Source organism: Leptospiraceae bacterium (assembly GCA_016708435.1).
Taxonomy (GTDB): Bacteria; Spirochaetota; Leptospiria; order Leptospirales; family Leptospiraceae; genus UBA2033.
Window position 1 is genome coordinate 76,743 of the sequence record JADJFV010000035.1, and the last position, 13,541, is coordinate 90,283.

The following is a 13,541-nucleotide window of genomic DNA, read 5'->3' on the forward strand; positions in this document are numbered from 1 at the left end:
AATCCCAAGTATTAAAATGAAACAAATCAAAAATAAAGAATATCGTAAAAAAAAGAATGTTATGGAAATCACGATTAGCCGCATTCTACAAACGGCAACGCTACTATTCTTTATTCTAGCCAGTATTGTATTTCAAGCCTGCACTAGCGAAAAAAAGATTTTTCCAAAAGCAGAGAAAGGTATTCTTGATTTGCGATCTGCATCCATTGATTCCGAAATAAGTTTAGATGGAGAATGGGAATTTTATCTCTTTACGTTTATTGATCCAACAAATCCAAACTTAAACCCAGAAAAACAATTCATCCAAGTCCCTGGAATTTGGAATCAGGCAATGAAACAGGGAAAGGGTTATGCAAGTTATAGACTCCAAGTCTTGTTACCCGATACAAATTCTATTCCTCTCGCTTTTAAGGTTATGGAGAACGGGACTGCCTATAAAATGTTTGTCAACGGAATAGAAGTAGCGGCTAACGGGCAAATAGGAAAGACAAAGGAAGAAAATATCGCAGAGCATTTGCCACTTGTTGTCCCACTAAAAAACTATTCCCCAAAAATAGAAATTGTATTTCATGTGTCAAATTTTCATTATACGGATGGAGGACTTTGGTATTCAATTCAGTTGGGAGAGGATTCCAAAATCAGAAAAGCAAAAGAAAACAAAATGCTTCTCACATTGTTTTTATGTGGAAGCATTTCAATCATGGCAATTTATCATATTGCCGTTTATCTTTTTAGAAGAAAGGATAAGTCTGCTTTAGCTTTTAGTCTTTTTTGTATCGCGATAGATTTTAGGCTTCTTGGATTCAATGAAAAGTTTTTGAATCAAATTTTTGTGGGAGATTATTTTCTAATTCTAAATCGGATTGAATACCTGGCTTATTATTTGGCGATTCCGTTCTTTGCTAGCTTTCAGCAAATTATTTTTCCAAATGAATTTAGAAAAATATTCTTACATTTTTTTTTGATTATCTCTTCTTTATTTTCTTTAGTGGTTCTTTTGTTTGATAGTTTTATTTATACACATACAGCCTTTTACTATCATATCTATGTTCTTTTTTTTATGGGCTATTCAACGTTTGTAATGATAAAAGCAGTAACCAATAATAGAGATGGATCTAAAATTTTTACCTTTGGAATGTTTCTTCTTTTTGCTGTAACAATAAATGATATTCTTCATTCTAAGACAATTATTCAAACAGAATTTATGGCTCCCTATGGAATGTTTGGATTTATTTTTATTCAATCCATAATGCTTTCGATGAGATTCTCAAAGGGATTTAACATGGCAGAAAAATTAAGTCACGAACTTATACTACTCAATGCAAGTCTTGAAGATAAAATTTTAGAGCGAACAAAAGAATTAACCAAAAAAAAAGAAATAGCAGAAGAAGCAAGTCTCATCAAAGATAAATTTGTTTCGATTGTATCGCATGACTTGCGATCTCCGCTCTTAGGTGTATCGAATATACTTGAAATCATTGACAAAAAAGAAATCGTTACAACCGAAGAAGAAAGAAAACAATTTTTAGAAATGTCTCGCGAGAGTATTAAATTTTCTTTGAAAATGATAAATGAATTATTAAACTTAAGTCGTATTGAAACCGGCAAAATCAAAGTTAAAAAACAGAATATTTCCGTGCAAGAAATGACTAAATTATTTCTAAAAGAATTGGAACCGCAAGCTAAATTAAAAAATATTACAATCAAAACCGAAATTCCATCTCTCCTTTCTATCTATATTGATTTGGAGTTATTTCCTCAAGTCTTAAAAAATTTGATTACCAATGCAATTAAGTTTACTGAGCCGGAAGGAAATATTTTGATCCGAGGAATCGCGAGCGAAAAAGAATCAATCATTGAAATTCATGATAACGGCGTTGGGATGAGCGCCGATGAACTCAATCAAATCTTTGAGCCCGGTGCCAAAAAGACAAGGCTTGGAACTTCTGGTGAAATTGGAAGTGGAATGGGATTATTTATTTGTAAATACATTGTAGATGCACACGGTGGAAAAATCCAATTCATAAGCGAAGAAGGGGTTGGAACAATTTGTAAAATTATTTTACCGATATAGAGATTTCTTCTTTTAATTTGTGTAGCAGCTCCGTGTTGTTATTCGCATTGTATTTTTTACGAAGCTTGTAGATATAGTATTCAACTGTCTTTTCTGACTTACAAATCTTTTTTGCAATTTCGGAATATTCTAATCCTATTGCTAAGAATCCTAAAATTTCAAACTCAAGTGGTTTTAATTTTTGTTCTCTTTTCTTTTGAGTTAGATAAATTTTCAATTCATCAGAACAATAAAAAACTCCTTTCATGGCCTGCATAATAATTGTAGGCAAATAGGTAATAGGCTCTGATTTTAAAACATAGGAATCGGCTCCAAGTCTTCCTGCTTGAAAAAAACTTTGAATTCCATTGTGCATTGTAAAAATTATTATTTTTAAATTGGGATAGTTCTCTTTTAGAATTCTGAGTAGTTCAAAATTTTGTGCTCCTGGCATGTCCAAATCCAGAATAGCTAGGTCTATCTCGTTGTTTTGCAAAAACTCTAGGACAGAATTTCCATCCTGAAAAATACCGCAGACTTCTAGCCTGATATCCGATTTTAAAACAGCTTTCACTCCTGCCGTTACAACGGAATGATCGTCTGCTATAATGACCCTAATTTTCATGTAAATCTAAAATAAGAAACACGACTAATTTAGAAAGTCCGAAAATTTTCAAGGGAATAGAAAAACTAGGACTAGTCCTAAACTTTTAAACAAATTGTGCGAAAAAATTTAATTCTTGTTAAGGATAGGTAAGGCATTTATAGTTATGAGCTTTTCGGCTTTCGGATTGAAATTAGCAAAACTGAAATAAAAGCTAGGAATAGCGTAGATAGAAAAAGAATTACTTGAAATTATTGGGATAGCTTTTATTATTTCCGGCATTCATGAAAAGGTAGCTTGAGCGCGAGGAGCAAAAAAATGAAACGGGAAACCTTAGATAAAAAAATACCGACCTTATTTATCGTAATCTTTTTTACATTTTGCAATCTAGGGAACCATAATACAAAAGAAGAAAATGAATCCTTGTTCACAAATTTGGGATTACTGTTTAGCAGAGCCAATCGACTTACTGTATCAGGCTCTGCAGTAAAAGGAATTGTTAAAAATGGAAAAGTGTCAATTAGCACCGTAGAAAAAGATGGAAGTTGTAATTCCTCTCAGAGTCTTGCCACTGGAACTACAGACATAACTGGACTCTATTCTATTTATTATAACAAAGTAGGGGGAATGATTTGTATTACTATTTCCGGCGATCAAAATACTACCATGTATGATGAGAAATCTGGAAAAGACTTACCGGTTCCATCTACTTCTGATTTTAAACTGGTTTCTATTCTTCCTGAAAGTAAATTTTCTAGTAATTCAAAAAAGAACGCTCTCATCTCTCCCTTTTCAAAATTATTATCCAAAAGAATGGAAACCTTAATTAAGCAGGCAGGAGAAGGGGCAGATGTATCGGCACTTTACAAAAAGGCAAGCAAAGAAGTAGTCATCCGATTCGGTTTAAGTTCTGGTCTTTCAAGTGCTTCGCAAAAAAACAAACGACTTCTAGAAATCAGACCCAGTATTTTAGATTCAGATTATCCAGAATTGGATGATCTTGTAATAGAACTAGACAACCCGAATAGCCCTATCTCTGCTAAATATCTTTCTGTGCTGGCAGGTTTTTCACAACTGGCAAATTCTTACAAAAAAGAAACGGAAGTTAAAGTAACAGATGTAGATTCAGTAATAAACGCATTTGCTTCTGATTTTGAGGATGGAGTTTTTGACGGAAAAAATGGTTCGGGCAGTACAGTTACATTGGGGGCTGGTCAAAGGCAACTAACGTTTTCTTCCAATCCTCTTACTACTATTTTGCTACCCGCGATTTCCACTTATCTGCAAGAAGGAGGAAATTTGAGCGTAGGTGTGCCAGGAACAGCAACATCTACAATCACGATAACTCAATTCACAAATCAAACTCAGTTTAATGACAATAGCCCAATCATATCTACTACAACAACTACTACACCTACCACCACGCCAACCCCTACGCCTGTGGTAACTCCGATAACTCTCAGCATAACAGCATTTAGTTTTACGGATACTGTAAACGGTTTAAGCAAAACCTATAACGGCATAATAACTGGAAGCAATATTACAATCGATATACCCTATGGAAAGCTTACGTCCGCGATTCCTTCTATTACTACAAATGCTACTACCATCATGGCTCCTTCTGCTGTAACAAGCGGAGTAACTTTGTTAGACTTTACAAACCCTGTCACACTTACTCTAAGTGCTGCCAATGCGGCTAATGTAGTGTATACCGTTACAGCGTATCCGATAACGCCTGTAGCAGATACAGGTCAGACGATTTGTTTTAACAATGCAACCCCTCAAGGATCTTGCGCTACTACAACGGCCACCTTCCCAAATCAGGATGGAGAACTTTTAAATTTTCCAAATGCAAAAGGAACACAAGCTATTTCGACTAACCCCGGTTACCCAAATGATCAAATCAATCAAGATACTTTAAAAGGTATCGTTTGGAAAACATGCCACGAAGGTCAAACAGGACCAACTTGTGCTGGAGGAACAGCTTCTACCAATAATCATGCATCAGCTACTACGCTATGTGGTAATTTGAATTCAGCAAATTCTGGAGCAGGCTATGCTGGATTAAAAAATTGGAGATTGCCGAATGTTTATGAATTGAACCAATTATTGGAACTTAACGGTAGCACGACGAATAACAACTATTGGAATGCAACTTTTTTCCCAAATGCACCAGCAGGAGGTTTAAGCAGATGGACTTCTTCATTAATATTGCCAGCGGCTACTAGTGCTATGACCCAAACTACTGAATACATTCAAAACCAGGCTACTTCCACTCCCAATTATGTTCAATGCGTGAGTGGACCCGCTTCTCCCGCTTTTGATATGGTTGATAATGGAGATGGAACAATTTTTGATAAAAGAACTAAATTGATTTGGCAAAGATGTGCTTTTGGACAAACTAATGATGCTACCTGTTCAGGTGCTCTCGCAACTAAAACCTGGACTAATTCATTGTTAGATTGTAAGAATTTAACTTTAGCAGGAAAGTCTTGGAGACTTCCCAATGCGAATGAATTTTTGACTCTAGTGGATTTGTCTATTACCACTGTTCCAAAAGTGAATCCTACTCTTTTTCCTAATTTTGGTGTTGCAAATTATGAGACTAGTTCAACCAATCAAAATAATCTTGCCTATTCCCATATTTTTGATACCAATGCTACTGGCTTTTATGGATGGTCAGGGAAAGGAAGTGTTTACAATTCCCGTTGCGTGGCTGGTCCTGAATAATGACTATAAGACAAATTAATACAACAGATGCTTCACAGTAGTTCCTTTGTTGATGAGTTGTTTAAGGGAATCAATGCCAATCTTTATCTGTAAGTCCACATAATCCTTAGTAACCTCATTGTCGCTTTGTTCGGTTTTAATTCCGTCGGGTTCCATTGGTTGATCGGATACGAGTAGTAGTGCGCCGGCTGGTATTTCGTTGTAGAAGGCAGTTGAGAAGATGGTTGCTGTTTCCATATCAATTGCCATGGCGCGAATTTTTTTAAGGTAGTTTTTAAATTCAGAATCCCATTCCCATACTCTTCTATTTGTTGTGTAGACCGTTCCTGTCCAATAGTCCTGGTTGTAGTCTCGAATTGTTGTAGATATCGCTTTTTGTAAGGCGAATGCGGGAAGGGAAGGGACTTCGGGGGGATAATAGTCATTTGACGTTCCTTCTCCTCTTATTGCCGCAATAGGAAGAATGAAATCACCTAGATCGTTTTTCTTCTTTAAACCTCCGCATTTTCCTAAGAATAAACAGGCTTGTGGTTTGATGGCACTGAGACAATCCATGATCGTTGCGGCATTGGGACTACCCATTCCGAAGTTAATAATCGTTATCCCCTCAGAAGTAGCACTTCGCATCGGTCTATTCAAGCCATCTACTTTTACATTATGCCAGTCTGCAAATTTCTGAACATAATTATCAAAGTTCGTCAGTAGTATATAACTTCCAAAGGCATCGAGTGTAACACCCGTATACCGCGGAAGCCAGCTTTCAACGATTTCTTTCTTTGTCTTCATAGTAAGTTCCTTTTGCCACAGAGGGGCAGAGGGGCGGGGGGCCAAAAATAATTATTTTTTTTTATTATTAATAAAAGGAGGGTGGATGATATTAAAAAACCCCCCCTCTCTTTCTTTTTTTTTTTAATAAAACCAAAAAAAAAAAAACAAAAAAAAAAAACCCCCTGCCACAGGGGCCCAGGGGCAAAGGGGCCCAGAGTAAAATTTTTTTTTCCCATTTTTTAATAAAGGCGGGGTGGAAATTAAAAAAAAAACCTTTTCTTCCCTTTTTATTTAATTAATAAACTAAAAAAAAAAACAAAAAAAAAAAAATCAAAATATCCTCTCGGTGCGCCTCTGTGGCGGTCCCTGTTTACTGCGAAGTTTTAACGTAAGGTGCGATGAGTGATTGGACATGTCCAGCTAATGTCTTGCTATCCATTGTTTTGATTGTATCTACTGTGACAGGAGGAAGGATTGTAATTGTGACATCGGCTGGTTTCATGATTCCGTTATTCTTTTCCAGTATATCTGCTGTTCCATCGATTGCGATTGGAACGATAGGCACCATAGCATCCATTGCCAGTCTCACACTTCCTGGTTTAAAGCTTTGAACCGGTCCACCTTTACTTCTTGTGCCTTCGGGGAAGATAACAAGAGAATGCCCCTGCTTGAGAACTTCTACTCCAGTCCCAATTGCCTCTGCTGATTTTGCACGATTTGATCTATCCATAAAAACACAATTCATCACTCGCATCCAAGCGCCTACAATTGGAATTTTTAATACTTCTACTTTTGAAATAAACCCAAATGGTTTAGGAACAAATCCAATGAGCACAGGAATATCAAAACTTCCCTGGTGATTGGCTACTATTACGACTGCTCCTTTCGGAAGGTTCTCAGCGCCAACTACTGTTATCCGCCCACCTACAATATTAACTAAACCTTTAGCCCATTTGCGGGGAGTTTTATTTTTCTCCCAATCTGTTTCTTCTACTGTCGCTAAATTTACTCTGCTTGCAATCCATCTCTCTATGAAACTCGCAAACCCTCGTATAAAAAAATACAAATAAAATCCAATTGTTCTAAACATGAAAACTCCTTTAGGAATTTTGCCACAGAGACACTGAGGCACAGAGATATTTATTTTCATCTCTGCTTTGGGAACGATATTTATTATAACTCATTTGTAAACATAATTTCCGAACATTTACTTTCTTCTCTGCGACTCTGTGTCTCCGTGGCAATCTTACTCAACTCATCTCTTGCTCTAATATCTTTCTGAATTCACTAGGAATAGAAAGCTTTGTATCAAGCCGATAGTCGTAATAGACTTGCACAGTCTTTGCTTTTGCATAGATAATTTTTGTTTTTGGGTTAATAATATTTGCCGCAAAGTCCCAGGAAGTAGTTCCAACTCTTGAAACCCATGTGTGCACATCTGCTTCTTCCCCCGGCCGTAGTGAATTTAAAATATCTAGCTCTACTCTGACTAGAACAAAAGGAATATCCTGTAAAGTCTTGATAGAAATATATTTTTTGCAAAAGTCTAATCTTCCAAGTTCTAAGTAAGAACTGTATACAGAGTTATTGACTCTCTGCATTGGATCCATATCACTAAATCGAATTTGTATTGGTGTAATTATCATACGAAGTAAATTCTGTTCCGTCCATTTTCTTTGGCTTTGTATAAGAGTTCATCGGAGCGTTTGAGCATAGTATCAGGTGAGTCTTGATCGGATAATGACGTGAAGCCTCCAGAAGTAGTTACTTGCCAGGGAACTCCACTGAAACTATGCGCCTCAATTACTAAATCATTTGCCCGAACGGTTGATTGTATAATCTTTGCAATTTCTTTAAGCACATCATCTCCAGTCAAATGCCCTAGAGTGTCATTTATTTTTTTGAAATAATCTACATCCATGATTCCCTGACAGAATGGTTGTGATTTTTTTCTTGCGAGTAAAATATGGTGCACGAGTAAATCCATCATATAACGACGATTAAACACACCTGTCAATGGGTCTTTGACTGAGATGCTTTCTAAGATTGTGTTTTTTCTTCTGAGTTCTTCTTCTAAGTGAAATGTCTTTCGCCTTGCGTATTCGATTGTCAGAGTAGTCATAAATCCAACAAAGGAATACAAAAATATTTTTGTAATTGTAAGTCCATTTATTTTATCCATATGAAGTGTTGCCAAACACAGAGTAAACCCAATAACAATAAATAAATAAATGATTGCATAAAAAAGAATGCGAGTTCTAAGGATAAGAGGAATCGACATAGCTACAAAGGCAAACAACGATAAGTCCTCTCCATGAAATAGATTTAGAATATTGATTGATAAAGCGCCAATGATAAAAATCGTAAAATACAATAAATAGATAAAGTGAACTTTCTTATGTTTTACATTTAGAAAATAAAATAGAATGGAAAATAATACAGTGGTTACAAGCAAACAACCATATACCGCTACATAGATTGAATAAGAAAAAGATTGTCTATCCACACTCGGATAAAAAATATGCTGCAATAAGAAGCTTAAGGATGCAATAAATACAACACCGGCAAATCGAGGAAAACGATTCCAATTTTTCATCGCATTGAACACGATGTATTTATCTCTCTGGATTCCTCCCAACTGAGACATTCTTCGCCTGTATGTATTTAGTAAGTATTTCATAATAAGACTTTTGCGCTGGCATTATGCGATAAGACTTAAAGTATAACTGCGTTTTTTGCAGTCATTAATTTTTTTTGAATTACGATTCCTGGATTGCCGAGTGCTTTTTTAAATTGCTTCTCTGAAAAGTTCGCAACGATTTCATAGCATTGCTTATAGAAGGCTTCCTGGTCGTCTAGATATCCTTTCCATACCTCGCGAGTGAATTCATGAGTGAGAAATTGTTTTCGCTTACGAGAGGAGCTTTGTCCTTCTGGACTTAAGAAACTCAACTGGTCGGAAATTTCCATTGGTGTAAATTTTAATTGAAGCAAAGCTTCTTCCATGAGTGCCATCTCTACATAGGAAATATAATCCGACAACTGATCCCAGAATTCGAATCCTGCACTTCCATAATTACTCAGGCAGTGAAAACTTGTGCATACGGAGCTACGTGATTTCCAGATTCCACAATTATTTCTTTTGCGATCGTAATAAGGACAAAGCCAATCTTCTCTATTTCCAAACTCATTGTCTTTTCGTTTTGCAAATTTAATCTGGTGGGGCATGGGTGCGACAATTCCAATCGGTAATGCGTATTCTCTATTCTTAATCTTTGCTTTTATTCGCTCTAATACTTCTTTCGGTGTAGTAGGGGTTAATAGGATTTGTCCGATGAGATAGTTTGTTTGAAAAGGATGAAAGGTGCAACATTTTAAATGAGCTTGGTATTTTCTATGGTCTGGACTTTTTCCGTTACTGAGTGCACAGTTATCGCAAGTGGCTTTTGTTTCTTTTATCGCAAAATCAAGAATAGCCTCTGGAAATAGTTTATGATAGATAGAAGGAAGTATATTTCTAATCACTAGCCATTGCCTCAGCTGCAATCCAAGAAGTTGTCCATGCATTTTGGAAATTAAATCCGCCTGTGATCCCATCTATATCAATCACTTCACCGGCAAAATACATACCGGAAATAATTCTGCTTTCCATTGTTCTAAAATCGATTTCTTTTCTATTGACTCCACCGCAAGTAACGAACTCTTCTTTGAAAATGGATTTACCGTCTACTTCGTATATACTGCTACATATTTCTTCTCTCAGTCGATTTAATTCTGCATTGGAAATTTCAGACCATCTTTTCTCAAGAGAGATATTTGCATTTCTTAAAAAAGATTCCCAGAGCCTAGATGCCAATCCAAATTGGGAATTCGCTGAAATCTTTTTAGCGGGGGATTCCTGTTTAATGGCTGTTATCCGTGAAATGAATTCTTCTCCTGTCACTTGCCCTAACCAATTTACTTTTACTTTTGCTTTGTAATCACAGTCTGCAAAGCTTTTCGCTTCCCAGGCAGAGAGTCGTAAGACAGCAGGACCACTGAGTCCCCAGTGGGTAATTAGGATTGGTCCCTGTTGTGGTTTTCCTTTTGGTAGTAGGCGAATTTCTCCATTGGGAACAGAGAGCCCCGGTAGATCTTTGATTCTTGAATCAGGAATATGCAAAGTGAATAAGGAAGGGACTGGTTTTTCGATTGTATGACCGAGGGAATCGAGCCATCCCCATACTTTTCTGTTTGAGCCTGTGGCTACTAGCAATTTGTCGAAGGTTTGGTTTTGTTCCTTTGAATCGACGAGGCAAAATTTCTTTTCTTTCTTTGTGTTATCAACGTAGATTGCAGTGATTGGATTCTCTAGACGAATTTCTACTCCTGCCTCGATTGCCTCTCTTGTGAGACAGTCAATGATTGTAGAAGAAGTATTGGTAACAGGAAACATTCTTCCGTCTGCTTCTGCTTTTAATTTAACACCATGAGTTTCAAACCATTGGACTGTATCTCTTGGTTGAAATCGTTCAAAGGCTGCTCTTAGTTCTTTAGAGCCTCGCGGATACTTCTCGGAAAGTGCAACAGGGTCGTATAAGTTGTGGGTAACATTGCATCTACCACCACCGGAAATTTTTACCTTTGCAAGTGGCTCATTTCCTTTCTCTAATAAAACAATATTGGCCTTTCCCTTCATTTGCTTAGCTATTTGGATTGCACCAAAATATCCAGCAGCCCCACCCCCTAGGATTCCAATTTGTTTCATCTATTCCATGAACGGTCTTGTTATTCCTATGTCAAGTTAAGAGAGGTATTATTGCAATGCTGTCAACTTAAGAATTGTTTCTGTCATTTCGAACATCGCTTGGCGGTAGGATTTGCGGCTAAGCAAATGGGTGGATGTGAGAAATCTATATGGCAATACAACGATAGTATTAAGCTAGATAGACCTCTCACGATGAAGCAGTTCGAGGTGACAGGAGAAAAGCACTTTCCTTAAGTTGACAGCATTGTCCATCTGTGGCAATCCGTTATCATTTTGGTTAGATGAGCGAGAGTTAGAATCAAATACTGAGAAATATCATGTTTTTTTTAAATTATATTTTCTGGTAAAAAAGGGGGGTTTTATATTTAAGCTAATAGTATGATAGTAATGACGAAAAATTCAATTGATAAAATGACGAGTCTTCGTAATTTTTGGCAAGAAAATCGTTTCCAACTAGGGATACCCCTGATCGATATTCAGCATCTGTGGTTACTCTATATTATAACAACTTTAGAAGCATCTCTTTCTAATGCTGAGAGTTTAAGCGAGACCCTAAAAGATTCAATTGTAGGAATCATTGATTATATAACAGAGCATTTTAGCTTAGAAGAAGAAATCCTAAAAGAGTTTAAGTATCCCGGATTTGAAGAGCATGTAAAGCATCATAGACAGTTCGTGGATACGCTCCAAGATAAGCATGACTTAGCGAATACGAATGAGTTAGCCGCTCTAGGTCTTTTGAACATGTTACAGAAATGGTTGTTTCAGCATATTTTGAAAGACGATAGGATGTATGTAGATTTTTTCAAAAGAAATTCAATTGATGTAAAACCGTTCTGTCAAGAAATTCTAATTAAGAAAAAATACAATATCACCAAGAAGCAAGGAGATGTGTATAAAGAAATTTGTAACTTTAGACAAACGGAAATTGAAGAAGTCATCAGTGAGAATATGGTGGAAGACATTCTGCATATTTGGAAATCTCACAATCTATCTCTTAATCTCCCTCTAATCGACTTACAACATATTTGGCTTCTTAAGATGGTAATCCAATTAGATAAAGCTGTTAAGACTATGGGGACGACCAAAAAAGGCGAGGTGTTTAACCAAGTTATCGAAGAAGCAGTTGAATATACCGTTAAGCATTTTACTCTCGAAGAGCGAATCATGAAAGAGTTTCGCTATCCAGAAATTCTAAATCATTTTCATCAACATGAATCTTTTGTTGGTTTCATCAAGCAAAGAAGAAAAGAAAATGAATCAGGCGATAGCATGGCAGCATTTCACCTAACGCAAGATCTAAAGACATGGCTTCTATCGCATATCGCACACGAAGATAAGAAACTAGCATTATTTCTAAAAGATAAAATGAAAGAAGTAAATGAATTTACCCGACATCTTCAACACAAAGGGGAGGTTGCAATTGACCCCGGACAAAGGAACTTCTACAAAAAAATCACAAGAGAATAATGGCTGCTTCGTAGACTTGTTTGCCACAGAGTCACGGAGGCACAGAGGGGTTTTAGGAGAGCCTAATTCATATTATCCTAATTATTTTCGTGATTCGGGTTTGTGTCTATGATACTTAGATGAAAATCATTTAATTCAAAGCTTTCATAAGCTCTCTTTAAATTGATGCATACGAATTTAAAAATAACCAAACAAAAAACTCCGTGTCTCTGTGCCTCTGTGGCAAATAATCTTTTATAGTATATTCCACTCAGTGCAGTATTTTCTGAATAGGTCAAAGCCGGAGAGGTCAATAGGCGTTATCCGGTAATGCAATTCTTTTTTTAAATAAGAATTTAACATATCAACAGTAAATCTTTTTTCGCTAGAAATAATTTCTTCTAGATGCTCTATTCCATAATCTAGCGAATCCAAAAAGAACGAATCAGAAAAACTCGCTCCTTTAGGAAATGCCCAGAAAGCAAATACAAAAGAAAGATTTGTTTCTTTGTGCCACCACTCTGCTAAATCAAAAACTTCATAGGTAGAAGAATCCCAGGTAGCAAGGAGTGCATTGTCTCCAAAGAGCAAATGGGAATTATGCGCGTTTTGTATATTTTCTAGAATTAGACTTGGATCTGTGGGGATTACTTCGATTAGTCTTCCAGTCTCTTTTTTGAGTAGGGTCTGTAATAGTGCTACACTACTACGAGAACCTGCATCTGTATAAATTCTATCCGGCGGAAAGGACTCCTTTTTATTTTTGAAAAACAAAATAGATCGAACCTTCTCTTTCGCGCATACTCCGCAGGCAGTTGAATAGGATAATACTGATTCGTTTCGAATGCACTCTACAGAAGAAATAAGTGCCGTGTCAAGCTCGCCCTTTAGTAACATATCTTTTAGCACAGAAGGATTTTCAAATACAAGCTCATGCGATCCCGTCTTCTCAAATCCGTAAGTAAGCGGTCTCGCGTTTAGATGCTTTACAATTCCTATTTTCATCTTATCGCAATGATTATGGGGCGAGGGTTTTGGGGAATTAAAATTTTTTGGGAGGAGTTATGGGCTTTCTGGTTCTATTAGACAATGGAGTTCGATTATTCTGTGATTTCTTATCTTCTGAATAGGTTAATGCAATTTGGAGAACTGGCAATTGTATCATACCACCCTTTATCCAGCCTTCGGTC

Annotated in this window: 11 protein-coding genes; 3 read left to right on the plus strand and 8 right to left on the minus strand. The window is 36.6% G+C overall.

What is annotated here, in order from left to right; translation table 11 throughout:
- Positions 1–16 precede the first annotated feature (16 nt).
- Complete coding sequence (locus tag IPH52_25635; GenBank protein MBK7058368.1) at positions 17–2,074, plus strand: sensor histidine kinase; 2,058 nt, start codon at positions 17–19, stop codon at positions 2,072–2,074.
- Here IPH52_25635 and IPH52_25640 read toward each other — a convergent pair.
- Positions 2,058–2,678, minus strand: coding sequence for a response regulator transcription factor (locus IPH52_25640; GenBank protein ID MBK7058369.1), 621 nt, complete (start codon positions 2,676–2,678; stop codon positions 2,058–2,060). The genes IPH52_25635 and IPH52_25640 overlap by 17 nt on opposite strands.
- Before the next feature lie 297 nt (positions 2,679–2,975).
- Between IPH52_25640 and IPH52_25645 the strand changes: the two genes are divergently transcribed.
- Positions 2,976–5,387, plus strand: coding sequence for a DUF1566 domain-containing protein (locus tag IPH52_25645; GenBank protein ID MBK7058370.1), 2,412 nt, complete (start codon positions 2,976–2,978; stop codon positions 5,385–5,387).
- A 15-nt stretch (positions 5,388–5,402) separates the two neighbouring features.
- On the opposite strand, the gene IPH52_25650 is transcribed toward IPH52_25645, so the two are convergent.
- The 6 genes from IPH52_25650 to IPH52_25675 all read right to left on the minus strand — a co-directional run bounded on the left by IPH52_25650 (position 5,403) and on the right by IPH52_25675 (position 10,902).
- Positions 5,403–6,173: an AMP nucleosidase gene (locus tag IPH52_25650; protein ID MBK7058371.1), complete on the minus strand. Its 771-nt coding sequence runs from the start codon at positions 6,171–6,173 to the stop codon at positions 5,403–5,405.
- Positions 6,174–6,525: 352 nt separating this feature from the next.
- Positions 6,526–7,245, minus strand: coding sequence for a 1-acyl-sn-glycerol-3-phosphate acyltransferase (locus IPH52_25655; protein ID MBK7058372.1), 720 nt, complete (start codon positions 7,243–7,245; stop codon positions 6,526–6,528).
- 160 nt (positions 7,246–7,405) lie between these two features.
- Positions 7,406–7,801 carry an acyl-CoA thioesterase gene (locus IPH52_25660; GenBank protein MBK7058373.1) on the minus strand — a complete coding sequence of 132 codons (396 nt, stop codon included), beginning with the start codon at positions 7,799–7,801 and terminating at the stop codon, positions 7,406–7,408.
- On the minus strand, positions 7,798–8,835 hold the full coding sequence (locus tag IPH52_25665) for a diguanylate cyclase (protein MBK7058374.1): 1,038 nt from the start codon (positions 8,833–8,835) through the stop codon (positions 7,798–7,800). The genes IPH52_25660 and IPH52_25665 overlap by 4 nt, the downstream gene beginning before the upstream one ends.
- 35 nt (positions 8,836–8,870) lie before the next feature.
- Positions 8,871–9,680 (minus strand): hypothetical protein, encoded by an 810-nt coding sequence (locus tag IPH52_25670; GenBank protein ID MBK7058375.1) that lies wholly within the window; start codon positions 9,678–9,680, stop codon positions 8,871–8,873.
- Positions 9,673–10,902: an NAD(P)/FAD-dependent oxidoreductase gene (locus IPH52_25675; protein MBK7058376.1), complete on the minus strand. Its 1,230-nt coding sequence runs from the start codon at positions 10,900–10,902 to the stop codon at positions 9,673–9,675. The genes IPH52_25670 and IPH52_25675 overlap by 8 nt, the downstream gene beginning before the upstream one ends.
- A 378-nt stretch (positions 10,903–11,280) precedes the next feature.
- On the opposite strand from IPH52_25675, the gene IPH52_25680 reads away from it, so the two are divergent.
- Complete coding sequence (locus IPH52_25680) at positions 11,281–12,372, plus strand: hemerythrin family protein (GenBank protein ID MBK7058377.1); 1,092 nt, start codon at positions 11,281–11,283, stop codon at positions 12,370–12,372.
- 234 nt (positions 12,373–12,606) lie between these two features.
- Here IPH52_25680 and IPH52_25685 read toward each other — a convergent pair whose 3' ends face one another.
- Positions 12,607–13,356: a menaquinone biosynthesis protein gene (locus tag IPH52_25685; GenBank protein MBK7058378.1), complete on the minus strand. Its 750-nt coding sequence runs from the start codon at positions 13,354–13,356 to the stop codon at positions 12,607–12,609.
- Positions 13,357–13,541: the final 185 nt, after the last annotated feature.